General features: G+C 58.9%; 27 protein-coding genes and 1 riboswitch. Of the genes, 17 read left to right on the plus strand and 10 right to left on the minus strand.

The features are described from left to right. Positions 1–192: 192 nt before the first annotated feature. Positions 193–1,677, minus strand: coding sequence for a molybdate ABC transporter ATP-binding protein ModF (gene modF / locus B3041_RS04525; protein WP_292969736.1), 1,485 nt, complete (start codon positions 1,675–1,677; stop codon positions 193–195). Positions 1,678–1,751: 74 nt separating this feature from the next. Further along, entirely contained in the window at positions 1,752–2,534 is a 783-nt protein-coding gene (modE, locus tag B3041_RS04530) for a molybdenum-dependent transcriptional regulator (protein WP_065649820.1), read from the minus strand. Between the two features lie 118 nt (positions 2,535–2,652). On the opposite strand from modE, the gene B3041_RS04535 reads away from it, so the two are divergent. The 4 genes from B3041_RS04535 (at position 2,653) to modC (ending at position 5,483) form a co-directional block, all read left to right on the plus strand. Next, positions 2,653–2,811, plus strand: coding sequence for an AcrZ family multidrug efflux pump-associated protein (locus B3041_RS04535; protein WP_039383289.1), 159 nt, complete (start codon positions 2,653–2,655; stop codon positions 2,809–2,811). A 151-nt stretch (positions 2,812–2,962) separates the two neighbouring features. Beyond that, positions 2,963–3,736: a molybdate ABC transporter substrate-binding protein gene (gene modA, locus B3041_RS04540; RefSeq protein ID WP_065649819.1), complete on the plus strand. Its 774-nt coding sequence runs from the start codon at positions 2,963–2,965 to the stop codon at positions 3,734–3,736. Then, positions 3,733–4,425, plus strand: a complete 693-nt coding sequence (gene modB / locus B3041_RS04545) for a molybdate ABC transporter permease subunit (RefSeq protein WP_065649818.1) — start codon at positions 3,733–3,735, stop codon at positions 4,423–4,425. Before modA ends, modB begins: the two co-directional genes overlap by 4 nt. Then, positions 4,425–5,483, plus strand: coding sequence for a molybdenum ABC transporter ATP-binding protein ModC (gene modC / locus B3041_RS04550; protein ID WP_065649817.1), 1,059 nt, complete (start codon positions 4,425–4,427; stop codon positions 5,481–5,483). The genes modB and modC overlap by 1 nt, the downstream gene beginning before the upstream one ends. A gap of 15 nt (positions 5,484–5,498) precedes the next feature. Here the strand turns inward: modC and B3041_RS04555 are convergent, their stop codons facing one another. After that, entirely contained in the window at positions 5,499–6,317 is an 819-nt protein-coding gene (locus tag B3041_RS04555) for a pyridoxal phosphatase (protein WP_292969740.1), read from the minus strand. A 148-nt stretch (positions 6,318–6,465) separates the two neighbouring features. On the opposite strand from B3041_RS04555, the gene pgl reads away from it, so the two are divergent. After that, positions 6,466–7,452 (plus strand): 6-phosphogluconolactonase, encoded by a 987-nt coding sequence (pgl, locus tag B3041_RS04560; protein ID WP_292969742.1) that lies wholly within the window; start codon positions 6,466–6,468, stop codon positions 7,450–7,452. A 69-nt stretch (positions 7,453–7,521) separates the two neighbouring features. Here the strand turns inward: pgl and B3041_RS04565 are convergent, their stop codons facing one another. Both B3041_RS04565 and bioA read right to left on the minus strand, forming a co-directional pair. Next, on the minus strand, positions 7,522–7,998 hold the full coding sequence (locus B3041_RS04565) for a kinase inhibitor (protein ID WP_065649814.1): 477 nt from the start codon (positions 7,996–7,998) through the stop codon (positions 7,522–7,524). Between the two features lie 67 nt (positions 7,999–8,065). Beyond that, positions 8,066–9,358, minus strand: coding sequence for an adenosylmethionine--8-amino-7-oxononanoate transaminase (gene bioA / locus B3041_RS04570; protein ID WP_065649813.1), 1,293 nt, complete (start codon positions 9,356–9,358; stop codon positions 8,066–8,068). Between the two features lie 85 nt (positions 9,359–9,443). Here bioA and bioB point away from each other — a divergent pair, with 85 nt between their 5' ends. Genes bioB through bioD form a run of 4 tightly spaced genes read left to right on the plus strand, consistent with a single transcriptional unit; the run spans position 9,444 to position 13,028 of the window. Next, positions 9,444–10,475, plus strand: coding sequence for a biotin synthase BioB (gene bioB / locus B3041_RS04575; protein WP_065649812.1), 1,032 nt, complete (start codon positions 9,444–9,446; stop codon positions 10,473–10,475). After that, on the plus strand, positions 10,476–11,624 hold the full coding sequence (gene bioF / locus B3041_RS04580) for an 8-amino-7-oxononanoate synthase (RefSeq protein WP_292969748.1): 1,149 nt from the start codon (positions 10,476–10,478) through the stop codon (positions 11,622–11,624). Next, positions 11,608–12,363 (plus strand): malonyl-ACP O-methyltransferase BioC, encoded by a 756-nt coding sequence (gene bioC / locus B3041_RS04585; RefSeq protein WP_065649810.1) that lies wholly within the window; start codon positions 11,608–11,610, stop codon positions 12,361–12,363. The genes bioF and bioC overlap by 17 nt, the downstream gene beginning before the upstream one ends. After that, positions 12,360–13,028, plus strand: coding sequence for a dethiobiotin synthase (bioD, locus tag B3041_RS04590; protein ID WP_292969751.1), 669 nt, complete (start codon positions 12,360–12,362; stop codon positions 13,026–13,028). The genes bioC and bioD overlap by 4 nt, the downstream gene beginning before the upstream one ends. A 24-nt stretch (positions 13,029–13,052) precedes the next feature. Here the strand turns inward: bioD and B3041_RS04595 are convergent, their stop codons facing one another. Further along, positions 13,053–13,769, minus strand: a complete 717-nt coding sequence (locus tag B3041_RS04595) for an ABC transporter ATP-binding protein (RefSeq protein WP_065649808.1) — start codon at positions 13,767–13,769, stop codon at positions 13,053–13,055. A 900-nt stretch (positions 13,770–14,669) separates the two neighbouring features. Here B3041_RS04595 and uvrB point away from each other — a divergent pair. Beyond that, entirely contained in the window at positions 14,670–16,691 is a 2,022-nt protein-coding gene (uvrB, locus tag B3041_RS04600; protein WP_065649807.1) for an excinuclease ABC subunit UvrB, read from the plus strand. Between the two features lie 434 nt (positions 16,692–17,125). On the opposite strand, the gene B3041_RS04605 is transcribed toward uvrB, so the two are convergent. Then, positions 17,126–18,028: a gluconeogenesis factor YvcK family protein gene (locus B3041_RS04605; RefSeq protein ID WP_065649806.1), complete on the minus strand. Its 903-nt coding sequence runs from the start codon at positions 18,026–18,028 to the stop codon at positions 17,126–17,128. Between the two features lie 193 nt (positions 18,029–18,221). Continuing rightward, positions 18,222–18,357: riboswitch (molybdenum cofactor riboswitch) on the plus strand. Between B3041_RS04605 and moaA the strand changes: the two genes are divergently transcribed. From moaA to B3041_RS04640, 7 genes are all read left to right on the plus strand, one after another. Then, positions 18,346–19,332, plus strand: coding sequence for a GTP 3',8-cyclase MoaA (gene moaA, locus B3041_RS04610; protein ID WP_065649805.1), 987 nt, complete (start codon positions 18,346–18,348; stop codon positions 19,330–19,332). It overlaps the preceding riboswitch by 12 nt. Before the next feature lie 17 nt (positions 19,333–19,349). Beyond that, positions 19,350–19,871, plus strand: a complete 522-nt coding sequence (gene moaB, locus B3041_RS04615) for a molybdenum cofactor biosynthesis protein B (RefSeq protein WP_065649804.1) — start codon at positions 19,350–19,352, stop codon at positions 19,869–19,871. After that, positions 19,868–20,353, plus strand: coding sequence for a cyclic pyranopterin monophosphate synthase MoaC (gene moaC, locus B3041_RS04620; RefSeq protein WP_065649803.1), 486 nt, complete (start codon positions 19,868–19,870; stop codon positions 20,351–20,353). Before moaB ends, moaC begins: the two co-directional genes overlap by 4 nt. Further along, positions 20,346–20,591 (plus strand): molybdopterin synthase sulfur carrier subunit, encoded by a 246-nt coding sequence (gene moaD, locus B3041_RS04625; RefSeq protein ID WP_065649802.1) that lies wholly within the window; start codon positions 20,346–20,348, stop codon positions 20,589–20,591. Before moaC ends, moaD begins: the two co-directional genes overlap by 8 nt. Before the next feature lie 2 nt (positions 20,592–20,593). Then, complete coding sequence (gene moaE, locus B3041_RS04630) at positions 20,594–21,049, plus strand: molybdopterin synthase catalytic subunit MoaE (RefSeq protein WP_065649801.1); 456 nt, start codon at positions 20,594–20,596, stop codon at positions 21,047–21,049. Positions 21,050–21,122: 73 nt separating this feature from the next. After that, a complete protein-coding gene (locus tag B3041_RS04635) occupies positions 21,123–22,217 on the plus strand; it encodes a DUF1615 domain-containing protein (RefSeq protein WP_292969758.1) in 1,095 nt (364 codons plus the stop codon). Between the two features lie 56 nt (positions 22,218–22,273). Further along, positions 22,274–22,981, plus strand: a complete 708-nt coding sequence (locus tag B3041_RS04640) for a Bax inhibitor-1/YccA family protein (protein ID WP_039383334.1) — start codon at positions 22,274–22,276, stop codon at positions 22,979–22,981. Between the two features lie 66 nt (positions 22,982–23,047). Here the strand turns inward: B3041_RS04640 and B3041_RS04645 are convergent, their stop codons facing one another. Genes B3041_RS04645 through B3041_RS04655 form a run of 3 tightly spaced genes read right to left on the minus strand, consistent with a single transcriptional unit; the run spans position 23,048 to position 26,015 of the window. Continuing rightward, positions 23,048–24,013 carry a lysylphosphatidylglycerol synthase domain-containing protein gene (locus B3041_RS04645; RefSeq protein ID WP_065649799.1) on the minus strand — a complete coding sequence of 322 codons (966 nt, stop codon included), beginning with the start codon at positions 24,011–24,013 and terminating at the stop codon, positions 23,048–23,050. After that, complete coding sequence (gene clsB, locus B3041_RS04650) at positions 24,013–25,257, minus strand: cardiolipin synthase ClsB (RefSeq protein WP_292969762.1); 1,245 nt, start codon at positions 25,255–25,257, stop codon at positions 24,013–24,015. Before clsB ends, B3041_RS04645 begins: the two co-directional genes overlap by 1 nt. Beyond that, the gene (locus B3041_RS04655) at positions 25,254–26,015 is read right to left on the minus strand and encodes an endonuclease/exonuclease/phosphatase family protein (protein ID WP_065649797.1); all 762 of its coding nucleotides are present in this window, start codon (positions 26,013–26,015) and stop codon (positions 25,254–25,256) included. The genes clsB and B3041_RS04655 overlap by 4 nt, the downstream gene beginning before the upstream one ends. Between the last annotated feature and the right edge of the window lie 145 nt (positions 26,016–26,160).

The raw sequence follows: 26,160 nt of genomic DNA on the forward strand, positions 1-26,160 counted from the left end.
CCGGCAAAAGCGTGATCAAGTCTGGATAAATGGTATCGTTTACACAAGTCCCTTATTCTTAATTTTGCGGCCTGTAATACGCTTCAATTTAAATTTAGCACAGATTAGTGGTAGCGGTTACATTGACAGACGCTGCTGCCGATCGCTGGTCAGGCAGGATCGGCAGCCCGGCGTAAGCGGGGCAGAATGCGGTCAGGTCTGCGGCGTGCGCAGCGCCTCCTGCTGATAACGGTAACCCTCCGGGGTTTTGATAAAGCTGAGGCGATGGGTAATGCAGCGTGGGGCATCTTCAGCATGGTGCGAGACGAACAGCAGCTGGGTGCGGCCTTCACCAATCAGTACATCCGTAAAGCGGCGTACCAGCTGACGGTTAATCGGATCCAGCCCCTGCAGCGGCTCATCCAGAATCAGCAGGGCGGGGTGCTTAACCAGCGCACGCGCAATCAGCACCAGCCGCTGCTGCCCCCAAGAGAGGCTGTGAAAAGGGGCATCTGCCAGCGCGTTATCCATCCCCAGCAGCGCCAGCCACTGGCGCGCCAGCGCTTTCTGACGCTCTGAAACGGCCTGATAAAGACCAATGGAGTCAAAAAAGCCAGAGAGCACCACGGTGCGCACGCTACAGCTCACCCGGTAGTCAAGGTGCAGGCTGCTGCTGACGTAGCCAATATGCTGTTTGATATCCCAGATGGTTTCGCCGCTGCCGCGCCGGATACCAAACAGCGTTAAGTCGTTGCTGTAGCCCTGGGGGTGATCGCCGGTCACCAGGCTAAGCAGCGTGGATTTGCCGGCGCCGTTCGGCCCGGTAATCTGCCAGTGTTCGCCAGCGCTGACCTGCCAGCTGAGGTTATCGATAATGGGGCAATCGTCATAGGCGACCCGGCCATGCCGCAGCAGCACGCGCGGGGTATCCATGGCCAGCGCCGGCAGCAGATCGGGACGATCTGCCTCCGGCAGTGCCATGCCCTGCAGCCGTTCGCTGTGCGCCAGCTGGGCCACCAGCGCTTCCGCCAGCAGCGTCTTGCGGTCACCGGCGTGGGTCAGGGTGCACTCTGCCAGCACGCCCGCCTGCTGAATAAAATCGGGGATATCCTCAAACCGGTTCAGCACCAGCACCAGCGTATAGCCCTGCGTATGCAGCTGCAGCAGCAGCGCGGTGAGGCTGGCGCGCGACGCAACATCCAGCCCGTCAAACGGCTCATCGAGGATCAGCAGATCCGGTTCTGTCATCAGCGCCTGACAAAGCAGGGTTTTGCGGGTTTCACCGGTAGAGAGATATTTAAAGCGGCGATCCAGCAAATCCTGAATACCAAACTGCTGCGCCAGCGCGCGACAGCGCGCCTGATCGCTGATTTCCGTCTGGACGATCTCTGCGACGGCGCGGCCGGTATCCTCTTCCCCTTCGCTGAGCATATCCGTGTTATTTCGTTCCCACTCTTCACTCACCATCTGCTGCAGCTGCTCAAATGAGAGGCGGATGGGTCGACGAAAATCGCTGCTGAAGTGGCCTTTCCCGGCGCTAAGTTCGCCTGCCAGCACCCGGGCCAGTGCAGATTTACCGCTGCCGTTAGCGCCCACAAAGGCCCAGCTCTCACCGCGCTGAACGGTTAGCGCGTCAATGCTGAGCGCACGATGGTGACTAAGATGAAATGTGCCTTGCGAAATCTGCAATAAAGACATGATCTGTTCCGGTTTGTGCATCGTTGTTACTGTTGTAACGGCCGCTGCAGCGGAAGTCAATCGGTGCAGAATAGTCAGATCAGCGTCGCTATGATCGCCTGTTCAGCGCTAAAGCAGGCGGTCACCCTGTCACCCGGCTGCAGCTTTTGTTGCGCCAGCTGTGCTGCGCTCAGCGTGGCACACAGCGTTTCGCCCCCGCTCAGCGTCAGCAGCACTTCGCTCATCTCTTCGCCCTGTTCAATCGTGCTGACCTGGGCGGATAACGCATTATCGCCGGATTCGTCGTCGTCACTGAGCCGGATCCACGGTGCCTTGATCAGCACCAGCACTTCTTTGCCGGGCACAAGCTGCAGCCGCTGCGCGCTGCGCGCGGTCAGCGCCACGTTAACCGGCGTTACGCCATCGGCCAGTACCACCTCAATATGCTGCTGCACCGGCCGGTCGTCACGACGGCGCACGGTAGCAAACAGCTGATTACGCGCGCTGGTCTGCAGCGAGAAGCGCGCAATCGCAGCCAGCAGGCTGTCCAGCGGCAGGTTATCCTGCTGCAGGGCATCAAACGCTTTCTGCTGGATCTGGGCCAGCAGATCGTACAGCTGGATCAGCCGCGCACCATAGCGCGTCAGACGGGCGCCGCCGCCGCCTTTGCCGCCGGTGGCGCGCTCAACCAGCGTCTCATCCGCCAGCTGGTTCATCGCATTGATGGCGTCCCAGGCGCTTTTATAACTGATACCCGCCAGCCGGGCGCCCTGGCTGATTGATCCGGTTTCGGCAATCTGTCGCAGCAGTTCAATACGGCGCGGATCGGCAAACAGTTTCTGCTGAAGACGAATATGAAGTGAGAGATCGGCCTGCATGTCAGCTCCTTTAGTCGGAAGCGGGTAGTGTACGGCGTAAAGTAAAAGCACGAAAAGGGCAGTGCCTTTTTTTCCTCTGCCGCTACAATCACTTTTTTAAATTCTGCGTGAGGTTTCCATGCTGGAACTGATAAAAAGCCTGGCCGTCGCGGTCATCATGGTGCCGATTGTGATGGCGATTATGCTGGGTCTGATTTACGGCCTGGGAGAAGTGTTTAACATTATCTCCAAATTTGGCCGTCGCAATGACCGCCCGGCGAAAAGCTCACAGCACTGATTTACCCGCCCGCACCCTGCGGGCGTTTTTTTATCAATTTCCGCTCTCTCCTGCCGATACTCCTTCTGTTGAGATTGATCCGCATCCTGCGCATAGCGGCATCTGCCTAAGCGTTGTATGATTCGATATACAACGAAACAGGGAGTCTGACATGCTGAACAAATCCTCTTACTGGCTGGCCACAACGGCGCTGACAATTTCACTGGCGGGCCAGGCGGTGGCGGCTGACAAAATCACGGTGTTTGCTGCGGCATCACTCACCAATGCGCTGCAGGAGATCGCCACCCGGTATCAGCAGCAGAGTGGGACCGAGGTGGTCTCCTCTTTTGCCTCCTCTTCCACGCTGGCACGCCAGATTGAACAGGGCGCGCCGGCCGATCTCTTTATCTCGGCCGATCAGCAGTGGATGGATGACGCGGCGGCAAAGCAGAGCATTGAAGCAAACACGCGCGTGACGCTGCTGGGTAACGATCTGGTGCTGATCGCGCCTAAAAGCGCCGGCGCGGCGCCGGTAACGATCTCAGCCGGCACCGACTGGAAAAATCTGCTGCAGGGGCAGCGCCTGGCGGTGGGCGATCCGGCACATGTGCCCGCCGGGATTTACGCCAAAGCCGCGCTGCAAAAGCTGGGCGCCTGGCAGCAGCTTGCGTCACAGCTTGCGCCAGCCAGCAACGTGCGCGCCGCGCTGGCGCTGGTTGAGCGAAACGAAACACCGTATGGCATCGTGTATGGATCTGACGCCGTGGCAAGTAAAGGGGTGATGGTTGCCGGGCGTTTTCCCGCCGACTCGCATCCGCCGGTAGAGTATCCGATGGCCATTGTTAACGCGCATCAGAACGCGGCGGTCACCGCCTTCTGGCACTATCTGCAGGGGCCCGAGGCCGCGGCTATTTTTAAACAGTATGGATTTACGCCAAAAAGATGATACTGAGCGATCCCGAGTGGCAGGCTGTTGTGCTCAGCCTGAAAGTTTCCTGCGTGGCGGTGCTGTGCAGCCTGCCGTTTGGCATTCTCATGGCCTGGATCCTGGCACGCTGCCGCTTTCCGGGTAAAACCCTGCTCGACAGTCTGGTCCATCTGCCGCTGGTGCTGCCGCCGGTGGTGGTAGGCTATCTGCTGCTGCTGGCGCTGGGGCGTCGCGGGGCGATCGGCGGCTGGCTCTGGGACTGGTTTGGCTTTACTTTCGCCTTCAGCTGGCGCGGTGCGGCGCTGGCGGCAGCGGTGATGGCATTTCCGCTGATGGTACGCGCCATCCGGCTGGCGCTGGAGGCGGTGGATACCCGGCTGGAACAGGCCGCGCGGACGCTGGGAGCGGGGCGCTGGCGGGTCTTTTTCACTATTACACTGCCGCTGACGCTGCCGGGCATTATTGCCGGTACCGTGCTGGCGTTTGCCCGCTCGCTGGGGGAGTTTGGCGCCACCATTACCTTTGTCTCTAATATTCCCGGTGAAACCCGTACCATTCCTTCCGCGATGTTTACCCTGATTGAAACGCCGGGCGCAGAAAGCACCGCCGCGCGCCTCTGTGCGGTGGCGATCGCGCTGGCGCTGCTGTCGCTGGTGGCGTCAGAATTACTGGCGCGCTGGGGCCGTAAACGCTGGGGGATCGCCTGATGCTGACGCTGCAGTTTTCACAGCGGCTGGGTGACCATCTGCTGGAGGTGGACACCACGCTGCCGGCGCACGGCATCACCGCCGTATTTGGCGTGTCGGGTGCGGGAAAAACGTCGCTGATCAACGCTATCAGCGGCCTGACGCAGCCGCAGCAGGGCCGCATTCAGATCAACGACCGGGTGCTGTTCGACAGCGCGCGCGGCATCAATCTGCCGCCGGAGCAGCGGCGTATCGGCTATGTGTTTCAGGATGCGCGACTGTTTCCGCACTATCGGGTGCGCGGCAACCTGCAGTACAGCATGGCAGCGTCAATGAAACCGCAGTTTGCGCAGCTGGTGGCGCTGCTGGGGCTGGATGCGCTGCTGGATCGCTTTCCAGCCACGCTCTCAGGCGGTGAAAAACAGCGCGTGGCAATTGGCCGGGCGCTGCTGAGTGCGCCCGATCTGCTGCTGATGGATGAGCCGCTGGCCTCACTGGATCTGCCGCGCAAGCGCGAGCTGCTGCCGTGGCTGCAGCAGCTGACAAAGCAGGTTGCCGTACCGGTGCTCTATGTCTCGCACAGCCTGGATGAGATTGTGCAGCTCGCGGACAACGTACTGGTGCTGGATAACGGCAGCGTTAAAGCAGCAGGCCCGCTGGAGAAAGTGTGGAGCAGCAGCGCAATGCGTCCCTGGCTGCCGGCCAGCGAGCGCACCAGCGTGCTGCGCGTGCAGGTGCTGGAGCAGCATCCTTACTACCCCATGACCGCGCTGCTGCTGGGCGACCAGCATATCTGGGTGAGTCGCGTTAACCTGCCGGCAAAAAGCACGCTGCGTATTCGAATCGCGTCAGCCGATGTCTCGCTGGCGCTGCAGCCGGCGCAGCACACCTCTGTGCGTAATATTCTGCCCGCGCAGGTTACAGAGGTGCTGGATATTGACGATCAGGTTGAGGTCAGAGTACGCATTGGCAGCAGTGAGCTCTGGGCGCGGATCACGCCGTGGGCACGCGATGAGCTGGGCATTCGCGTCGATCAGTGGCTCTATGTCCAGCTCAAAAGCGTTTCAGTTATTGCCTGACGGAGACCGCTGCCGTCACAGCACTTCCCGGCGAATAATCTCCGCAATGCCAGGCTCAAGGTTGGTGCCGGTTACCTCCGCCGCGCGCGCTTTGATGGCGTCATCGGCGTTGCCCATCGCAACGCCCAGTCCCACCTGCTCCAGCATGCTGAGGTCATTATAGTTATCACCAAACGCCAGCACCTCCTGCATGCTGAAGCCCTGGCTCTCCACCCACTGCGCCAGGCGTTTGCCTTTGCTGTTACCCGCCTGAGCGATATCAACCTGATCGTGCCAGGACCACTCACACGCCAGACCCAGCTCCGCTTCGGTACGCCGGGCAAACTGCTGCAGCGCACGCGTGTCTGGATGTGACAGGGCGAATTTCCAGATCGCCTGCGCATCGCGCGCCGCCTGCTGCAGATCGGGCACCTGCACAAACAGCGGACGCTGCGCCTCAGGGAGCGAAGCGGCCCAGTTCAGCGTGCGGGTAACGTGACCGGTCGCTGTCTGGTAGAACATCGCATCATCCGCATAGAGCAGGCCGTGAATATGTTCTTCTTCCAGCATTGTCAGAACCTGCTGCGCCTGATTTTCCTGCAGTGGATCGGCAGCCAGCACTTTTTTTGCCTGATAATCATACAAATAGGTGCCGTTACAGCAGATTGCGGGTGTATCCAGCTGCAGCGCCTGATAAAAAGGGTGGATAGCACAGTGATGGCGACCGGTGACGATCAGCACCTTCACGCCCGCCTGCTGCGCGCGGGCCAGCGCCTCCAGCGATTCAGGCAGAATGGTTTTAGTGGGTGTCAGCAGGGTGCCATCCAGGTCGAGGGCGATTACGCGATAGCTCATTACGGGTTCCGTCTTTGAATAAACAGGCATCAAGTCTACACCTGCCAGCCGCGCTGAGACAAAAAAGCGGGCAGAAATCCCGCCAGCGTAGCCGGCTGAAACAGGCTACAGTTATCCCTTTCATCAGGCAGCGAATAAGGAAAAACGCATGAAACAAGTCGTGTATACCGCCAGTCCCGAGAGCCAGCAGATCCACGCCTGGCAGCTTCAGGAAGATGGCGCGCTGACGCTACTGCAGGTGACCGATGTGGCCGGCCAGGTGCAGCCCATGGTAGTGAGCCCGAAAAAAGAGTTTCTTTATGTGGGCGTACGTCCCGATTTTCGCGTGCTGGCCTACCGTATTGCCGCAGACGGAACGCTGACGCTGGCGGGGGAAGCGCCGCTGCCGGGCAGCCCGACGCACATCTCCACCGATCGCGAAGGCCGGTTTCTGTTCTGCGGCTCTTATAACAACGCCTGCGTCAGCATCAGCCCGCTGGACGAGAGCGGGCTGCCGCAGGCGCCGTCGCAGGTGATTAATGGCCTTGAGGGATGCCACTCGGCCAACATCGATCTGCGTAACGAGACGCTGCTGGTGCCGGCGCTGAAGCAGGATCGCATCTGCCGTTTTCAGCTGCATCAGGATGGCCGTCTGACGCCGTGCGCACAGGCAGACGTCACGACCGCTGCAGGCGCCGGTCCGCGTCATATGGTGTTTCATCCCGGCGGCGCGTATGGCTATGTGGTCAACGAACTCAACAGTACGGTGGATGTCTGGTCACTGCAGGGCGAGATGAGGTGCGTACAGAGTCTGGATATGATGCCGGCGGATTTCAGCGGCACCCGCTGGGCGGCAGATATTCATATCACGCCGGATGGCCGCTCGCTCTACGCCTGCGATCGTACCAGCAGCACGATTACCGTGTTTAGCGTCAGTGACGCGGGCGACGCGCTGACAATTGAGGGCCACCAGCCCACCGAAACGCAGCCGCGCGGGTTTAATATCGATAGCCGTGGCGCTTATCTGGTCGCAGCGGGACAGAAGTCGCATCATATTGAAGTGTACCGGATTGCCGGACGCGGCCTGCTGCAGCCACTGGCGCGCTATGCGGTCGGGCAGGGGCCGATGTGGGTGGTGATCCACGCGCTGGCGTAATGATGTCATGCAAGGTCGCCGTTGAAGGCGACCTTTATCAGAGCGCGCAGCGAAGCGCACCCGGCGCGATCAGGCGTATTTCACCGTAACCGATGCGCTGGCAAGCGCATGGAAATGCACGTTAAAGCCGACCATTGCGCCACTGGCGCCTTCATCCACATCCAGCGTCTCCACATCCAGCGCGTGTACGCTGAAAATGTAGCGGTGTGATTCACCCTGCGGCGGTGCAGCGCCGCCGTAGCCGGTCTGGCCGAAGTCGGTACGGGTCTGGATGGCGCTTTCAGGCAGCTCTGCCACGCCGGAACCGGCGCCCTGCGGCAGCACCGTGACCTCAGCCGGAATATTCGCTACCACCCAGTGCCACCAGCCGGAACCGGTGGGCGCATCGGGATCGTAGCAGGTGACGACAAAGCTCTTTGTGCCTTCCGGCACTTCATCCCAGGCGAGATGGGGCGACAGGTTATCGCCCTGATAACCCATGCCGTTAAACACGTGGCGCTCTGGCATCTTATCGCCGTCGTTAAAATCCTGACTAAACAGGCGCATAACTCCTCCTTTTTTACTAATCGCGGAAGGTCATCATGGTGCAAAAGCGCAGCAGATACCAGCGGCGTCAGGGCTGAAAATGGCCAGCGTGATCCAGCGCGTCCCGAATGGCGCGGGTGAGCTGGCTCAGCGCCTGCGCAGAAATCAGATAAGGTGGCATCAGATAGATCAGCCGGCCAAACGGGCGGATCCAGACGCCGCGCTCAACAAAGAACTGCTGCAGTGCGGCCATATTCACCGGCTGATGCGTTTCGATAACGCCAATGGCACCCAGCACGCGCGCCTGCGCCACGGCGGGATGCAGCTGCAGCGGCAGCAGCTCCCGCTGCAGCTGCTGCTCAATCGCCGCAACCTGCGTCTGCCACTCTCCTTCCGCCACCATGGCCAGGCTTTCAGCGGCAACTGCGCACGCCAGCGGGTTGCCCATAAAGGTCGGGCCATGCATGAAGCAGCCAGCGGCGCTGCGGCTGATGGTGTCAGCCACCTCGCGCGTGGTCAGCGTGGCGGCGAGCGTCATCGTCCCGCCGGTCAGCGCTTTACCGAGGCATAAAATGTCGGGCGTCACGCCCGCGTGCTCACAGGCAAACAGTTTCCCGCTGCGGCCGAAGCCGGTGGCGATCTCATCGGCGATCAGCAGCAGCCCGTAGCGATCGCACAGCGCCCGTACCTGCTGCAGATAGCGCGGATGGTAAAAGCGCATCCCGCCCGCGCCCTGCACAATCGGTTCGAGGATCACCGCAGCAATGTCGCGGTGGTGCTGCTCCGCCAGCCGGGCAAAGTCGCTGAAATCGGCGTCATCCCATGCATCAGTGAAACCGCACTGCGGCGCAGCGGCAAACAGATGCTCCGGCAGATAGCCACGCCACAGGCTGTGCATTGAGTTTTCCGGATCGCATACCGCCATCGCCGCAAAGGTATCGCCGTGATAGCCGCGCTTCAGCGTCAGGAATGTCTGGCGCCTCTCGCCGCGACCGAGCCAGTACTGCAGCGCCATTTTCATGGCGACTTCCACCGCAATGGATCCGGAGTCAGCCAGAAATACGCACTCCAGCGCTTCAGGCGTCATCGCCACCAGCTGACGGCTCAGCGCGACTGCTGCCGGATGGGTAATACCGCCGAACATCACGTGTGACATCTGCGCCATCTGCTGCTGCAGTGCCTGGTTGAGACGCGGATGATTGTAGCCGTGGATCGCCGCCCACCATGATGACATACCGTCAACCAGCTCGCGTCCATCTGCCAGCTGCAGCTGGCAACCTTGGGCGGCCACCACCGGATAACAGGGCAGCGGGTCGCGCATTGAGGTGTAGGGATGCCAGATATGCTGGCGGTCAAAATCGAGGTCGTCAGGCGTGAACATCTGTCTTGTAAACCATTTTGAAAAGATTTAGTTTACAAGTATAACCACGATCATTGTCGGGATGAACCCCTTTTTGGAGTATGTAATGGCTAACCGCTGGACACTGGCTCAGGCCCAGGCCCTGTTTGATAAACCTTTTCTGGAACTGATGTTTGAAGCGCAGCAGGTGCATCGCCAGCATTTTGACCCGCGTCAGGTACAGGTCAGCACGCTGCTGTCGATTAAAACCGGCGCCTGCCCGGAAGATTGTAAATATTGCCCGCAGAGCGCGCGCTACAAAACCGGACTGGAGTCAGAACGGCTGATGGAGGTGGAGGCGGTGCTCGCCTCGGCGCGTAAAGCTAAAGCGGCCGGCTCCAGCCGTTTCTGCATGGGCGCCGCATGGAAAAACCCGCACGAACGCGATATGCCTTATCTGGAGCAGATGGTGCAGGGCGTGAAAGCGCTCGGCATGGAAACCTGCATGACGCTGGGGACGCTGGAACAGAACCAGGCACAGCGTCTGGCAGAGGCCGGACTCGATTTCTACAACCATAACCTGGATACCTCACCGGAATTTTACGGCAGCGTCATCACGACCCGTACCTACCAGGAGCGTCTCGATACGCTGGATAAAGTGCGCGGGGCCGGTATCAAAGTCTGCTCCGGCGGCATTGTCGGTCTGGGTGAAACGGTGACGGATCGCGCCGGACTGCTGGTGCAGCTGGCAAACCTGCCGGTGCCGCCCGAGAGCGTGCCGATCAACATGCTGGTCAAGGTCAAAGGCACGCCAATGGCGGATAACGAAGATGTGGAGCCGTTTGATTTTATTCGCACTATCGCGGTAGCGCGCATCATGATGCCTTCCTCACACGTGCGTCTGTCAGCAGGCCGTGAGCAGATGAGCGAGCAGACGCAGGCGATGTGTTTTATGGCGGGTGCTAACTCCATTTTCTATGGCTGCAAACTGCTGACCACGCCCAATCCGGAAGAAGATAAAGATCTGATCCTGTTCCGCAAGCTGGGCCTGAATCCGGAACATACCGCAACCGCAGCGGGAGATAACGAACAGCAGCATCAGCTGCAGGCGCAGCTGGTTCAGGCCGATACGCCGCAGTTTTACAACGCGGCGGTGTGAATGTGGTCTGAACGTATCACTCAGGCGCTGCAGGCGCGCCGGGACGCAGATGGCTGGCGCTACCGGCGCTGTATTGAGCAGAACAGCGTGCGGGAAATCACCCTGGACGGACAGCGCTATCGTCACTTTTCCGGCAACGATTATCTCGGGCTGAGCCGGCATCCGGCGGTGATTGCGGCCTGGCAGCAGGGCGCGGCGCAGGCGGGAGCAGGAGCGGGGGCGTCGGGTCATGTGACCGGCTACAGTCGCTATCATGCGGAGCTGGAGCAGCAGCTGGCAGGCTGGCTCGGCTATTCACGTGCGCTGCTGTTTATCTCCGGCTTTGCCGCCAACCAGGCGATTGTTCATCTGCTGGCGCAGAAGCAGGACCGCATCGTGGCGGACAAACTGGCGCACGCGTCGCTGCTGGATGCTGCCAGTCACAGCCCGGCCACGCTGCGTCGTTTTGCCCATAATCAGCCGGCAAGTCTGCAAAAGCTGCTGGCGCAGCCGGGAGCGGGCGCCACGCTGGTGGTCACCGAAGGTGTTTTCAGCATGGATGGCGACAGCGCACCGCTGGCAGAGATTGCTGCGGCGACCCGGGCTGCGGATAGCTGGCTGCTGGTGGATGATGCTCACGGCATTGGCATTAGCGGTGAGCAGGGGCGCGGCAGCTGCTGGCAGCAGCAGGTGAAACCCGAGCTGCTGGTGGTGACGTTTGGCAAAGGTTTTGGCGTCAGCGGCGCGGCGCTGCTGTGCGATGAGGCTACCGCCGACTACGTTGAGCAGTTTTCGCGGCACCTTATTTATTCCACCGCCATGCCGCCAGCGCAGTGCTGGGCGCTGCTGGCGGCGCTGCAGCAGGTGCAGCAGGGCGATGCGCTGCGGGCACGCCTGCAGGCAAACATCCGTCGCTTTCGCGCCGGCGCGGCGCAGCTGCCGTGGGTGCTGCCCGCCTCAGAGAATGCCATTCAGCCGCTGATTGTCGGTGAAAACGCGGCTGCGCTGGCGCTTTCGCAGCGACTGGCGCAGGCGGGGTGCTGGGTCAGCGCCATTCGTCCGCCGACCGTGCCGCCCGGTACGGCACGGCTGCGCATCACCCTGACGGCGGCGCATGAGCCGGAAGATATCGACGCGCTGCTGGAGGCGCTGTATGACGCTGCAGGTTAACAAGCAGGCGGTGGCACAGGCGTTTGGCCGTGCTGCACCGCACTATGAGCAGCACGCTGCGCTGCAGCGCCTGAGCGGCGATGCGCTGCTCGCCTGCGCGCCTGCCGGATTCGGGCCGCACCTGCTGGATGCCGGCTGCGGCACCGGCTGGTACAGCCGGTACTGGCGCGATCGCGGGCGTACGGTGACCGCGCTCGATCTCTCTTTACCCATGCTGGCCGCCGCGCGCGCGCAGCGATCGGCGCACGATTATCTGCAGGGTGATATCGACCAGCTGCCGCTGGCTGAAGGCAGCGTGGATGGCGTCTGGAGCAACCTGGCGGTGCAGTGGAGCAGCAATCTGAGCACGGCTCTGCAGCAATTTTGTCGCGTGCTGCGGCCCGGAGGCACCGCGCTTTTTTCAACGCTGCTGGCGGGATCGCTGCCGGAGGTGGATAGCGCATGGGCAGCGATAGATTCGCGCCGTCACGCCAATCGCTTTCTTCAGGCCGGTGATATTGTCGCAGCCGCGCGCGCGCAGCCGCTGCGCAGCACGCAGCAGATCATTACGCTGCACTTTCCTGATGCGCTGAGCGCGATGCGTTCGCTGAAGGGAATTGGTGCCACGCATCTGCACGACGGGCGCAGCAACAGTGTGCTGACGCGCCAGCAGCTGGCGCAGCTTGAGCGGCACTGGCCGCAGGATGAACAGGGCTATCGTCTTACTTATCACCTGATGTATGGAGTGTTGCAAAAATGAAACGCTGGTTTATCACCGGAACGGATACCGAAGTGGGAAAAACAGTTGCCAGCGGGGCGCTGCTGCAGGCGGCCAGCGCTGCCGGGCTGCGTACCGCAGGTTACAAACCGGTCGCCTCAGGCTGTGAAATGACGGCGGAAGGCGTGCGCAACAGCGATGCGCTGGCGCTGCAGCGCTACAGCAGCGTGCCGCTGCGCTATGAGCAGGTTAACCCGCTGGCATTCATGGAGCCGACCTCGCCGCATATCGTAAGCGCAGAAGAGGGCAGGCCGATCGACTTTGCACAGCTCTCAGCGGGCCTGCGCGCGCTGGAAACGCAGGCGGAATGGCTGCTGGTTGAGGGCGCGGGCGGCTGGTTCACACCGCTCTCTGAGACACAGACATATGCAGACTGGGTTATCGCAGAGCAGCTGCCGGTGATACTGGTGGTGGGCGTAAAGCTGGGCTGTATTAATCACGCCATGCTGACCGCTGCGGCGATAAAGGCGAGCGGCGTGCCGCTGGCAGGCTGGATCGCAAATGATATTCAGCCGCCGGGCAAACGCCATCACGAATATATCGCCTCGCTGCGCCAGCGCATCGGGGCGCCATTTCTGGGCGAAATCCCCTGGCTGGCGTCGGCGGCGGAGCAGGCCACGTGCGGACACTATCTGACGCTGCCGTGAGCGGCAATCCTTGTGTAAACGGCATCAGGCAGGCGCTAACCATTTGCTAACGGTGAGATCATCCAGCTGCGCGACGCGGCCCTGCGCCACATTGCGCCCGCGATGCAGCAGCAGAAAGTAGTCGGCTACGCGGCGTATAAAGGAGACGTGCTGTTCCAGCAGCAGGATAGTCAGCCCATATTCCCGGTTGAGTCGCCGGATCAGGTTGCCCGTCTCCTCTTCCAGCCAGGGCGACATCGTACCGGTGGGTTCATCGAGGATCAGCAGGCGCGGTTTCAGCACCAGTGCACGTGCCAGTGCCAGCTGCTGCTGCAGATTGACCGGCAGATCGCCGCTGCGCTGATGGCGCAGGGTATAGAGCGCAGGAAACAGGTCAAACACACTCTCCGGAATAGCGCGATTGCGCTCATCCTCAGCCGCCAGCAGGGCAATCAGCAGATTGTCCTCAACGCTCATCTGCGTAAAGATATGGCGCTTTTGCGGCACATACCCGATGCCCATCCGCGCCCGCTGCATAGCGGGCTGCAGCAGCAGATCCTCCGGTGGATAACCCGCTTCCTGCCAGCAGATAGAGCCGCTGTTAACCGGCAGATGGCCCATAATGCAGTTGACCAGCGTGGTTTTCCCCATTCCCGGACTGCCCAGCACGCCGGTGCAGGATCCCGGAGGCAGATCAAGATCGACATCCCACAGCATCTGGTTCTGGCCATAAAACTGATTCACCGAACGTAAACTCAGCATCTGATCTTCTCCTTACAGATAATTAGCCTGAATGCACCCGCTCTGTGTCGTCTGGCATGCAGTAACAGATTAAACGTGACGCGGTGGTATCAGACATCAGGGGGTCCCTGTTAAACCTGCATGTTCTGCCGCAACAGGAGAGATGCAAGCAGCGGGCCAGATCGATCATTCCGCATGTGTGGCGTTAACAAATACCTGCAACGGTGCCTTAAACATCAGAAAAACTTAACTGTGAAAGCAGGTGATTAAGCCACTGCACTTTGACAGTGCTGATTACTAAACTTTTCTGGTGCATCTGTTCATTAATAAAGCAGTGGCATAAGGCAGGAAAACAGCGCGGCCCAGGCGTAGCGGCACTGTGGAATCAAAAAAGAATAGTTAATCCCGCCGCCCTTGCTGGAAAAATAATCATAAAAAAAATTTTTTTGTTAGCGCAGAACGGGCCGGGATTTTTTATACACAGCCTGCGGGCGTGGGGCTGGCTTCACTTATCCACCATTCCTGTGGATAACCTTGTGTATTAGCGACTGAAAACCGGGCGCAAGCGAGGAAATACGCGGCCTGGATACATTATGCTGCGAAACTGGGCTTTTGAGGTATATTCAATAAATTCAGTATGTTGTTTAAAAGCAAGCCTGCAAAATGTCCGCTGAAGTTTATCGCTGCATTTTGATGACGTTCTCTTGACAATTGTTAAAAGCCCGGCTCGCCTGGGGATAACCTTGCGCGACATATTTTAGCCAGCGGCCGCTTTAATGCCTCTGAAGCGATGCCACAGGCTGAAGGTACATCGTGGCGTTTATCTGTAAATATATCCAGTGTTTTTTTCTGGCAAAATCGCCATAGCAGAGTAGAATTATCAGCCTGCCAGCCCTTTTCTTCAGCAGGAATTCTGAAATCATGAGCAAAGCCTTTAAACTTAACTCCGCCTTTAAGCCTTCAGGCGATCAGCCTGAAGCGATCCGCCGTCTGGAGGAGGGGCTGGAAGATGGCCTTGCGCATCAGACCCTGCTCGGCGTAACGGGTTCGGGCAAAACCTTTACCGTTGCCAACGTGATTGCCGACCTCAACCGGCCGACGATGGTTCTGGCGCCCAATAAAACGCTGGCGGCGCAGCTCTATGGGGAGATGAAAGAGTTTTTTCCGGATAACGCCGTGGAATTCTTTGTTTCTTACTATGACTACTATCAGCCTGAAGCCTATGTGCCGAGTTCTGACACCTTTATCGAAAAAGATGCGGCGGTGAACGAGCACATTGAGCAGATGCGTCTCTCTGCTACCAAAGCGATGCTGGAACGGCGTGATGTGATTGTGGTGGCGTCGGTCTCAGCGATTTATGGTCTTGGCGATCCCGATCTCTATCTGAAAATGATGCTGCACCTGACGCGCGGCATGATCATCGATCAGCGCAGTATTTTACGGCGTCTGGCTGAGCTGCAGTATGCGCGTAACGATCAGGCGTTTCAGCGCGGTACGTTCCGCGTGCGCGGGGAGGTGATCGATATCTTCCCGGCGGAATCTGATGATATCGCTCTGCGGGTGGAGCTGTTTGATGAAGAGGTCGAGCGGCTGTCACTGTTTGATCCGCTTACCGGGCAAATTGAGTCAGTGATCCCGCGTTTTACTATCTATCCCAAAACGCACTACGTTACGCCGCGTGAACGTATCCTGCAGGCGATGGAAGAGATCAAAGATGAGCTGGCCCTGCGCCGCAAAGTGCTGCTGGAAAACAACAAGCTGCTGGAAGAGCAGCGTATTACGCAGCGCACCCAGTTTGACCTGGAGATGATGAATGAGCTGGGTTACTGCTCGGGGATCGAAAACTATTCCCGTTATCTCTCGGGGCGCGGGCCGGGTGAAGCGCCGCCGACCCTGTTTGACTATCTGCCTGCCGACGGTCTGCTGGTGGTGGATGAGTCGCACGTGACCATTCCGCAGATCGGCGGCATGTATCGTGGCGACCGCGCGCGTAAAGAGACGCTGGTGGAGTACGGTTTCCGTCTGCCTTCCGCGCTGGATAACCGTCCGCTTCGGTTTGAGGAGTTTGAGGCGCTGGCCCCGCAGACCATTTATGTGTCAGCCACGCCGGGTAAATATGAGCTGGAAAAATCGGGCACGGAAGTGATCGATCAGGTGGTGCGTCCGACAGGCCTGCTCGATCCGATCCTTGAGGTGCGCCCGGTGGGTACACAGGTGGATGACCTGCTGTCTGAGATCCGTAAGCGCGTAGAGATTAACGAGCGCGTGCTGGTAACGACGCTGACAAAGCGTATGGCCGAAGATCTCACCGAATACCTTGAAGAGCACGGTGAGAAGGTGCGCTATCTGCACTCTGATATCGACACCGTTGAGCGCATGGAGATTATTCGCGACCTGCGCCTGGGTGAATTTGACGTGCTGGTAGGGATCAACCTGCTGCGTGAAGGACTCGATATGCCGGAGGTTTCTCTGGTAGCGATTCTGGACGCCGATAAAGAGGGCTTCCTGCGCTCAGAGCGTTCACTGATCCAGACGATTGGCCGTGCTGCACGTAACGTGAACGGTAAAGCGATTCTTTATGCTGATAAGATCACGCCCTCTATGGCGCGCGCAATTGAAGAGACTGAGCGCCGCCGTGAGAAGCAGGAGCGCTACAACACTGAGCACGGCATTGTGCCGCAGGGGCTGAATAAAAAGATCACGGATATTCTTGAGCTGGGCAAAAACGTGGTGAAAACCCGCGGCAAGGGTAAAACGGCCACGCGCACGGCGGCAGAGAATGATGCCGATTACCTGGCGCTTACGCCACAGGCGATGCAGAAGAAAATTCACGAACTGGAAGCGCAGATGCAGCAGCATGCGCAAAACCTGGAATTTGAAGAAGCCGCCAGCCTGCGCGACCGTCTGCACGAACTGCGCGAACTGTTTATCGCCGCTTCCTGACCGGCACAGCAGAGCCTTACCGGTGCCGCATTGCGCAGGGGCCGCACTCCGCAGGGACCGCATTCCGCAGGGACCGCATTCCGTAGGGACCGCATTCATGCGGCCCTGGCGAATCCAGGCACCACCGTATTTATACGCAGCCAGGGCGCCATTAATGGCGCCCCTGCGTAAATTCCGCGGGTTTTATACGTGATCAGGGCACCATGAATGGCGCCCCTGCGCAAATCTCCCGTAGGGGCCGCATTCATGCGGCCCTGGCGAATCCAGGCACCATCGTATTTATACGTGATCAGGGCGCCATGAATGGCGCCCCTGCGTAAATTCCGCGGGTTTTATACATGATCAGGGCACCATGAATGGCACGCCTGCGCGAATCTCCCGTAGGGGCCGCATTCATGCGGCCCTGGCGCGCTTACAGCGCCTGAATGGCGCGCTTACAGCGCCTGAATGGCGTGCTCCAGCGCCAGACGCAGCAGCTGCCGATCGTGACGGTAACGGATATCCTCGGCCTCCAGCGGCTCCTGTACAATAACGCGCTGTGCCAGACCCTGCGTGTCGGCGGTCGGGCTGATGACCACGGCATCAATGACCCGTTTACCAATCGCCTGTTCCATAATGGCCAGCTTATCTGCCACGCTAAGGCGGGCTGCCGCCGGGCTGAGCTCGCGTCCAAGGTTGCCAATAAAGACCATGGTGGCAGGCGTACGACGTAGCGCGCGCGCCATCTCTTCCATCAGCAAAATCGGCATCAGGCTGGTGTAAAAACTGCCCGGACCAATCAGGATCAGATCGGCTTCTGCCACGGCGTCCAGCGCTTCGCGGGTGGGATTAACGGCCGGATGCAGCATCAGCGTCTGAGGGGCCTGCCGCATCTCATCAATCGCAGTTTCGCCATAAACCATATTGCCTTCTGCATCCTGTGCCACCAGATCCACTGGCTGCTCCGACATCGGGATAAGAAACGCATCAACCTTGAGCAGATTGCGGATAATGTTAATCGCTTCCAGCGGGCGCACGCTGAGATGGTCCAGCGCTTTCAGAATCAGGTTACCCAGATTATGCCCCGCCAGCTCGCCGTTACCGGCAAAGCGATATTCAAACATCGCGGAAGCCACGCTCGGTTCGGTAATCAGCTGATTAAGACAGTTGCGCATGTCTCCCCAGGCGATACCGCCTTCTGAACGGCGGATACGTCCGGTAGAGCCGCCATTATCCGTGGTGGTCACAATACCAGTGAGACGCGAACCCAGCGGTGCCAGCGCTGACATCACGCGGCCCAGGCCGTGCCCGCCGCCCAGTGCCACCACGCGATCCAAATCTGCCAGCGTTCGATTCATGCTGCTCCTTACCTGATTTACTGCGCTCAAAAAGCTGATTTCTGCTGCCGGAAGGCAGCGTCATGTGGCGCAGTTTAGCCTATTCTGCTGCGATAATGCCGTTAAAAATCGCTATATATCATATTATACAACGCACGCAGTGACTGGCTGACTGACGCAAAGCACGCTACCATCCAGAGACCGCGTTGTCCTCAATGACAACAAACTCTTAAGCCTTGCGCGCCTAAGTCAAATGATAGGGCCGCCTGGCCGCAGCGTAATGCTGCCAGGGTGCAGAAAGAAATGCCTGCATCTCCCGACTTTGGAAAGGTGTTAAGGTGCCACAATTTACAGATGCCTGGGCGCGTAGCTTCTATTATTTGCGCCTGTCGATCACGGATGTATGTAATTTCCGTTGTACTTACTGTCTGCCGGATGGCTATAAACCTGGCAGTACCCGCAACAAGAGCTTTCTTTCGCTGGATGAGATCCGCCGGGTAACCCGCGCCTTTACCGCTGCGGGAACGGAAAAAATCCGCCTTACCGGTGGCGAACCCTCAATGCGCCGCGACTTTACCGACATCATTGCTGCCGTGCGTGAAAACGCCGCGCTGCGACAGATCGCGGTGACCACCAACGGCTACCGGATGGCGCGTGACGTTCAGTCATGGCGCGATGCAGGGCTGACCCACATCAACGTCAGCGTGGACAGTCTGGATGCGCGGCAGTTTCATGCCATTACCGGGCAGAATAAATTTGCTGAAGTCATGGCCGGCATCGACGCCGCGTTTGACGCCGGATTTGAAAAAGTCAAAGTCAACAGCGTGCTGATGCGCGATGTCAACAGCCAGAGTCTGGATACGTTTCTGGCCTGGATCCGCACGCGTCCGATCCAGCTGCGCTTTATTGAGCTGATGGAGACCGGCGAAGGAGGCGATCTGTTCCGGCGTCACCATATCTCCGGTGAGGTGATCCGCGATCGGCTAATCATGCAGGGCTGGCAGCGCCAGCCGCGCGGCCGCAGCGACGGACCGGCGCAGGTATTTCGTCATCCTGACTATCAGGGTGAGGTGGGTCTGATTATGCCGTATGAAAAAGATTTCTGTGCCAGCTGCAACCGGCTGCGCGTCTCAGCCACCGGAAAACTGCACCTCTGTCTGTTTGGCGACGGCGGGGTAGAGCTGCGCGATCTGCTCGCTTCCGATGCACAGCAGGGCGAGCTGCAGGCGCGTATCGCCCACAGTCTTGGCCAGAAAAAGCAGACGCATTTTCTGCATCAGGGCCAGACCGGTATTACGCAAAATCTCTCTTTCATTGGTGGCTAAACACAGGAGTTACAGCCATGGCTAAACCAACCGGCGAATTTACCGCCCTGTCTGCCGCGGTGCTGACCATATCCGACAGCCGCGATGCGGCCAGCGACACCTCAGGTGATTATCTGCGCGAGGCGCTTGCTGACGCGGGGCACCAGGTGGTGGACCACGCTATTCTGCCTGACAATCGCTACCGCATCCGCGCCACGGTGTCGCGCTGGATCGCCAGCGACGATATTCAGGTGGTGATTGTGAACGGCGGTACCGGTTTTAACAGTAAAAACAGTACCCCGGAAGCGCTGCTGCCGCTGTTTGATCGTGAAATTGACGGCTTTGGCGAACTGTTCCGCATGTTCTCTTATGAAGATATCGGTAGCGCAACGCTGCAGTCGCGTGCCGTTGCCGGCCTCGCTAATCAGACCCTGATATTTGCTCTGCCTGGGTCCACCAGCGCCTGCCGCTGCGGCTGGGAACGCATCATCGCCGATCAGCTGGATGCGCGCACCCGGCCCTGTAATTTTGTCTCTCACCTGAAGAAAGTCACTGTATGAATCAGTTAACACATATTAACGCCGCTGGCGAAGCGCACATGGTCGATGTCTCCGGTAAAAACGAAACCGTGCGCGAAGCGCAGGCGGAGGCGCTGGTGCTGATGTCACCCGCCACGCTGCAGATGATCATGGAAGGCAGCCATCATAAAGGCGACGTCTTTGCCACTGCCCGCATCGCCGGCATTCAGGCCGCAAAGCGCACCTGGGAGCTGATACCGCTCTGTCATCCGCTGATGCTGAGTAAAGTGGAAGTGACGCTGGAAGCGGAACCGGCACAGAGCCGGGTGCGCGTCACTTCGCGCTGCCGCCTGAGCGGTAAAACCGGTGTGGAAATGGAGGCGCTGACGGCGGCCTCTGTAGCGGCGCTGACCATCTATGACATGTGCAAAGCGGTACAGAAAGATATCGTGATCGATCAGCTGCGCCTGCTGAGCAAAAGCGGTGGTAAATCAGGTGATTTTAAGGCGGCCAGCCATGATTAACGTCCTGTTCTTTGCCCAGGTGCGCGAGCTGACCGGCACCAGCGAGCTGACGCTGACGGAAACCTATCCCGACGTGGCGGCACTGCGTGATGCGCTGGCGCAGCGCGGCGATCGCTGGGCGCTGGCGCTGGAGTCGGGCAGGCTGCTGGCCGCGGTTAATCAGACGCTGGTCCCTATGACCCATCCGCTGCAGGCAGGGGATGAAGTGGCCTTTTTCCCGCCGGTCACCGGAGGTTAATCATGACAACCCGTATTCGCGTCGGACGCGAGCCGTTTGATACAGGAGCCGAGTACCGGCTGCTGGCCGCAGACGATCGGGATGGCGCTATCGTGACCTTCACCGGTAAAGTGCGCAATCACAACCTGGGCGCTGACGTGGCGGCACTGACGCTGGAGCACTATCCGGGCATGACGGAAAAAGCGCTGGCGGAAATTGCTGAAGCTGCCCGGCAGCGCTGGCCATTACAGCAGATCACGGTGATCCATCGCGTGGGCGAGCTTTTTCCCGGCGATGAGATTGTGCTGGTAGGCGTCAGCAGCGCACACCGCGGCAGCGCGTTTGCGGCGGCAGAGTTTATTATGGATTATCTTAAAACCCGCGCGCCGTTCTGGAAGCGCGAAGCCACCCCGGAGGGGGATCGCTGGGTGGATGCACGCGACAGTGACCATCAGGCAGCGGCGCGCTGGGACTCATAACGGACAGGGCGGGGGCTGACAGCCTCACGCCCGCAACGTGCCTGAGGCACGCTTTTTCTTATCAGGGAGCAGGATGAAACCAACCTTCTTACGCCGCGGCGCGCTTCTGCTGACCGCGCTGATCGTGGCCGGCTGCAGCAGTAAAAAAGAGCCGCAGGCGCCGGCGCGCCAGCCCGCGGATGTCAAAGCGCAGATCCAGCAGCTGCTGCCCGGTTACGTGACGCAAAAATCAGCCTGGGCTGATGACATTTATACCGCTTTTCGTGTCCAGCAGCTCGATCCCAGCGCCAGCAATCTGTGCGCGGTGATTGCCGTGGCCGGGCAGGAGTCCAATTTCAGCGCGGATGCTAACGTGCCCGGATTACCCAAAATTGCCTGGGGCGAGATTGACCGGCGGGCCGCAAAGCTGCATGTTCCGGCCTTTCTGGTGCGGACTGCACTGCTGATTAAATCCTCAAACGGGCAGAGCTACGCCGCGCGGCTGGACAAGGTGCGCAGTGAAAAAGAGCTGAGCGCCATTTTTGATGATTTTATCGATATGGTGCCGATGGGGCAGACGCTGTTTGGCAAGCTGAATCCGGTACACACCGGCGGACCAATGCAGGTGAGCGTTGCCTTTGCCGAGGCGCATGCGCAGGGCTACCCGTATGCTATCGATGGCTCAATCCGGCGCGAGGTGTTCAGCCAGCGCGGAGGGATCTGGTTTGGCACGAAGCATCTGCTGGGCTACCCGGCGGACTATAGTCAGCCCCTCTATCGTTTCGCCGACTTTAACGCAGGCTGGTATGCCAGCCGCAACGCGGCGTTTCAGGCCGCGATTGCGCGCGCCAGCGGTATTCGTCTGGCGCTGGATGGCGATCTGATCAATTACGGCAGCGAGCAGGCGGGCTCGACTGAGCTGGCGGTACGTACGCTGGGTAAACGCCTGGATATGAGCGACCGGGAAATTCGCCGCGATCTGGAAAAAGGGGACACGGCGGGCTTCAGCGACACAACGTTATGGAAACAGACTTTTATTCTGGCTGACAAAATGGCGGGCAAGCGGGTGCCGCGCGAAATGCTGCCGGGGATCAAACTGGAGAGCCCGAAAATCACCCGCAATCTGACCACCGCGTGGTTTGCCCAGCGGGTTAATAGCCGATATCAGCAGTGTATGACGCGCCGTTGAAGCGGCATGGTATACACTTCACACTGACCCTGTAATTTTTATTTGAGAGGTGCATCATGGATCGATATCCACGTAATGATTCGTTTGTGCAGCCAGCGTCAGCCGGGCTGCAGGCTTATATGGCTCAGGTCTATGGCTGGATGACCTGCGGCCTGCTGCTTACCGCGTTTGTCTCCTGGTTTGCCGCACGTACCCCCGCGGTGATGGAGCTGGTGTTTGCTAACCGTATCACCTTCTTTGGCCTGATCATCGCGCAGCTGGCGCTGGTCTTTGTGCTGTCAGGCCTGGTACAGCGCATGAGCGGGGCCGTGGCGACCGCGCTGTTTATGCTCTATTCGGCGCTGACCGGTCTGACCATGGCGAGTATTTTTCTCGTTTACACCTACTCGTCTATCGCCAGCACCTTTTTTGTTACCGCCGGAATGTTTGGGGCGATGAGCTTTTACGGCTACACCACTAAACGCGATCTGAGCCGTATCGGCAGTCTGCTGTTTATGGCGCTGATTGGTATCGTGCTGGCGTCGCTGGTGAACTTCTGGCTGAAGAGCCCGGCGCTGATGTGGGCCATTACCTATATCGGCGTGGTGGTGTTTGTGGGGCTGACCGCTTATGACACGCAGAAGCTGAAAGCGGTGGGCGAAAACATTGATGCCCGCGATAGCGAAAATTTACGCCGCTACTCTATCATGGGCGCGCTGACGCTCTATCTCGACTTCATCAATCTGTTTCTGATGCTGCTGCGGATTTTCGGCAACCGTCGTTAACACGCCGCGTTTAATGTGACCGGGGGCGCAGCGATGCGCCCCCGTTTTTCATCCCGTCAGCTGCAGTTACTGCTCTGCCATTTTCTGCTGATTTTTATGTCGCAGATGCTTCGCCCGGCTCTCCAGCCAGAGATACAGCACCAGCGCCAGCAGCAGCGGCAGAATAAAGTAGAGGACGCGGTAGGCAAGCAGCGCGGCGATAATTTCACCATGTGAAGCGTGCTGTCCGCTCAGCAGGGCCAGAAACACCGCTTCCAGCACGCCGATACCCGCCGGAATATGAATAATCACCCCGGCAATACTGCTGATCAGCAGCACGCCCAGCACGATGGGATAATCCACTTCGCGCATCAGCAGCAGCCAGATAATGGTGCCCATCACCATCCAGTTCGCGCAGGAGACGGCAAACTGAAACAGCGCCATACGCAGTGAAGGCAGCTGCAGCCGCTGGCCCTTCACCGTCCACTGCCGCTTTTTCGCAAAGGCGCAGGCCCAGAGGTAGACCGCTGTCAGCAGCAGCAGTGCACCACCGATGATACGCAGCGTGCCTTCACCAATAAACCAGCGCGGCGGAATCGGCACCATGCCGGAGACAAACACCACGCCGCCCAGCAAAATATAGCCAAGCCAGTTAGTGGCAATGCTCAGTGAAAAAATGCGGGTAATGGTGCTGCCTGAAAGGCCCAGGCGTGAATATAGGCGGTAGCGCATGGCGACACCGCCCACCCAGGTACTGAGCGTCAGGTTAAAGGCGTAGCAGATAAACGACACCAGCATCACCTGCCGCTTCGATAGCTTATGACCGCAGTAGACGCGGCCAATCAGATCGTACAGGCCATAGGTAATATAACTGACCACCACCAGCCCGGCCGCGCCCAGCACCACATAGCGGTTGTAGCCGGTAATGACTTTATAGACATCCTCCCAGTTGACTTTACGCGCATAAATCACCAGCAAAACGATCACGGCGATAAAAAAGAGCCACGTCAGGATCTTTTTCGCCAGCCGCCACTTCGGGTTCTTTTTGCTCATCAGGATTTTGCTCCTTCGTTATTGGCTTCCACCCGATCCTGCGTCTCCATCTCTGGCTGGACCGGAGGAGAGACCTGGGACAGCTGAGGCGTATGTGCAGGCAGCCAGCCCGCAATGGCCGGGAAGTGGCGCAGAAAGTGGAAGACAATGACGCCTTTGGTTAACTGCCACCAGTTACGCGGCGGCAGTTTGTCATCCTGAACGCGCACGCAGTCATGCTGGATCAGGCCTTCCAGATTATCGCGCAGCGTCTGGTTAAATGTGCGGTCGTAAATTATCAGGTTGGCTTCAAGATTCAGCGACAGGCTGAGCGGATCGAGGTTACTGGAGCCCACCGTGGTCCAGTGCTGATCCTGCACCGCGACCTTGCCATGCAGCGGACGGCGGCAATACTCATACACCTCCACACCGCCATCCACCAGATAGTTATAGAGCAGCTCGGCCCCTACTTTTACGATCGGCATATCGGGCTCACCCTGTACTATCAGCCGCACGCGCACCCCGCGCCGGGCAGCGTTACGCATCTCGCGCAGCAGACGATAACCAGGAAAAAAATAGGCGTTGGCGATGATCACATCGCGTTTGGCTTTACGCAGCATATCCAGATAGTGCTGCTCAATGTCGTCGCGATGTTCATTATTATCACGATAAACAAACAGCACCTGCGCGCTGCCGGGCTGGGCATTAACGGCCACGTGCTTTGACGGTTTCCCCCACCAGCGGCGGGTGATCTGATCGCTGCCCATCGCCATCTGGACAAAGCGGGCGATATCGATCACCACCGGTCCTTTTACTTCAACGGCATAATCCTGCTTCGCTTCCGGACCGTAATCGGTGTTGTGCTCTGCCGAGAAATTAATGCCGCCAACAAAGGCAATTTGCTCATCGATCACCACGATCTTACGGTGCAGACGGCGAAAGAGATTGGTACGCATCCCCATGACCAGCGGGCGCGGATCGTAGTAGATAAACCGAACGCCCGCCTCCGTCAGCGTATTAACAAAATCATCGGAGAGATCGGGAGAGCCGTAGCCATCTACCATGACTTCGACTTTTACGCCGCGCTGCGCCGCCGCCAGCAGGTCACGGTGCAGCGCCTTGCCGACGTTATCTTCAAAAAGAATAAAGGTTTCAAGCAGCAGCGTGCGCTCGGCGCGCTGGATAGCGCCCGATACGCGCGGAAAAAACGCTTCGCCGTTCTCCAGCAGGCGCAGCTGATTGCCGTCACGCCAGTTGAAATTCATAGGAATATCTCCACCGCCAGCGGCGCATGATCGGACAGATGAGACCAGGGTTTGACCGGCAGCGCCCAGGGCTGGCTGACGGATGCATTACGAATATAGATACGATCGAGGCGCAATAGCGGAAAGCGTGCAGGGAAGGTGCGTGCCGGACGGCCATTTTTCAGGCTGAATACCTCTTTCAGCCCGGCACCGCGCTGCAGGAAACGGTTAGCGCGCACCTGCCAGTCGTTGAAATCACCGGCTACCACCAGCGGGGCATCTGCCGGCAGTGCGTTGATCACGTCACACATCATTTTCATCTGCATCAGCCGGTGCTTCTCTTTCAGGCCGAGATGGACACAAATCACATGCAGCGGCTGCGCCCGGTCAGGCAGCGTAATCTGACAGTGCAACATGCCGCGCTTTTCGCTGCCAGCAACAGATATGTCGCGATTTTGATATTCAGCAATAGGAAAGCGTGACAATATCGCGTTGCCGTGATGGCCTTCAGGATAAACCGCGTTGCGGCCATAGGCGAAGTCGCGCCACATCGTGTCAGCCAGATACTCATAATGTGAGTTTTCAGGCCACGCTTCTATCTGTGCGGCATGAATAGCATGGGTGCCCATCACCTCCTGTAAAAAGACGATATCCGCTGATGTGGCGCGTACGGCGTCGCGTAATTCGGGCAGGATAAAGCGACGATTAAACGTGGTAAAACCTTTATGGGTATTGATCGTCAGGACTTTAAATGAAAATCCTTGCGTGTTTTGTGGCATACTGCGACGCGCTCCTTTTCATCATGAATAGAACAAAGTGTAGTCTTTGTCACAAACGGGTGGTGCCAGGGCGAGAAAATTAAGGTGTTATCTGAAATTTGTTTTACATTGAGGAAATCCGTCTGGCTCCGGTCAGATACACTTG

This window comes from Pantoea sp. UBA4549, from assembly GCF_002387285.1.
GTDB classification, from domain to species: domain Bacteria; phylum Pseudomonadota; class Gammaproteobacteria; order Enterobacterales; family Enterobacteriaceae; genus Pantoea; species Pantoea borealis.

What these genes read in the sequence shown, in the direction of transcription:
- moaC (WP_065649803.1), top strand. Translation starts at nt 19,868, where the DNA reads ATGAATCAGTTAACACATATTAACGCCGCTGGCGAAGCGCACATGGTC.
- B3041_RS04605 (WP_065649806.1), bottom strand. Translation starts at nt 18,028, where the DNA reads ATGAATCGAACGCTGGCAGATTTGGATCGCGTGGTGGCACTGGGCGGC.
- B3041_RS04595 (WP_065649808.1), bottom strand. Translation starts at nt 13,769, where the DNA reads ATGCTGAGTTTACGTTCGGTGAATCAGTTTTATGGCCAGAACCAGATG.
- B3041_RS04645 (WP_065649799.1), bottom strand. Translation starts at nt 24,013, where the DNA reads ATGAGCAAAAAGAACCCGAAGTGGCGGCTGGCGAAAAAGATCCTGACG.
- modC (WP_065649817.1), top strand. Translation starts at nt 4,425, where the DNA reads ATGCTGACGCTGCAGTTTTCACAGCGGCTGGGTGACCATCTGCTGGAG.
- moaD (WP_065649802.1), top strand. Translation starts at nt 20,346, where the DNA reads ATGATTAACGTCCTGTTCTTTGCCCAGGTGCGCGAGCTGACCGGCACC.
- modA (WP_065649819.1), top strand. Translation starts at nt 2,963, where the DNA reads ATGCTGAACAAATCCTCTTACTGGCTGGCCACAACGGCGCTGACAATT.
- modE (WP_065649820.1), bottom strand. Translation starts at nt 2,534, where the DNA reads ATGCAGGCCGATCTCTCACTTCATATTCGTCTTCAGCAGAAACTGTTT.
- B3041_RS04535 (WP_039383289.1), top strand. Translation starts at nt 2,653, where the DNA reads ATGCTGGAACTGATAAAAAGCCTGGCCGTCGCGGTCATCATGGTGCCG.
- B3041_RS04655 (WP_065649797.1), bottom strand. Translation starts at nt 26,015, where the DNA reads ATGCCACAAAACACGCAAGGATTTTCATTTAAAGTCCTGACGATCAAT.
- B3041_RS04640 (WP_039383334.1), top strand. Translation starts at nt 22,274, where the DNA reads ATGGATCGATATCCACGTAATGATTCGTTTGTGCAGCCAGCGTCAGCC.
- bioA (WP_065649813.1), bottom strand. Translation starts at nt 9,358, where the DNA reads ATGTTCACGCCTGACGACCTCGATTTTGACCGCCAGCATATCTGGCAT.
- moaE (WP_065649801.1), top strand. Translation starts at nt 20,594, where the DNA reads ATGACAACCCGTATTCGCGTCGGACGCGAGCCGTTTGATACAGGAGCC.
- pgl (WP_292969742.1), top strand. Translation starts at nt 6,466, where the DNA reads ATGAAACAAGTCGTGTATACCGCCAGTCCCGAGAGCCAGCAGATCCAC.
- B3041_RS04565 (WP_065649814.1), bottom strand. Translation starts at nt 7,998, where the DNA reads ATGCGCCTGTTTAGTCAGGATTTTAACGACGGCGATAAGATGCCAGAG.
- clsB (WP_292969762.1), bottom strand. Translation starts at nt 25,257, where the DNA reads ATGAATTTCAACTGGCGTGACGGCAATCAGCTGCGCCTGCTGGAGAAC.
- modF (WP_292969736.1), bottom strand. Translation starts at nt 1,677, where the DNA reads ATGTCTTTATTGCAGATTTCGCAAGGCACATTTCATCTTAGTCACCAT.
- bioB (WP_065649812.1), top strand. Translation starts at nt 9,444, where the DNA reads ATGGCTAACCGCTGGACACTGGCTCAGGCCCAGGCCCTGTTTGATAAA.
- bioF (WP_292969748.1), top strand. Translation starts at nt 10,476, where the DNA reads ATGTGGTCTGAACGTATCACTCAGGCGCTGCAGGCGCGCCGGGACGCA.
- B3041_RS04555 (WP_292969740.1), bottom strand. Translation starts at nt 6,317, where the DNA reads ATGAGCTATCGCGTAATCGCCCTCGACCTGGATGGCACCCTGCTGACA.
- bioD (WP_292969751.1), top strand. Translation starts at nt 12,360, where the DNA reads ATGAAACGCTGGTTTATCACCGGAACGGATACCGAAGTGGGAAAAACA.
- modB (WP_065649818.1), top strand. Translation starts at nt 3,733, where the DNA reads ATGATACTGAGCGATCCCGAGTGGCAGGCTGTTGTGCTCAGCCTGAAA.
- uvrB (WP_065649807.1), top strand. Translation starts at nt 14,670, where the DNA reads ATGAGCAAAGCCTTTAAACTTAACTCCGCCTTTAAGCCTTCAGGCGAT.
- moaB (WP_065649804.1), top strand. Translation starts at nt 19,350, where the DNA reads ATGGCTAAACCAACCGGCGAATTTACCGCCCTGTCTGCCGCGGTGCTG.
- B3041_RS04635 (WP_292969758.1), top strand. Translation starts at nt 21,123, where the DNA reads ATGAAACCAACCTTCTTACGCCGCGGCGCGCTTCTGCTGACCGCGCTG.
- bioC (WP_065649810.1), top strand. Translation starts at nt 11,608, where the DNA reads ATGACGCTGCAGGTTAACAAGCAGGCGGTGGCACAGGCGTTTGGCCGT.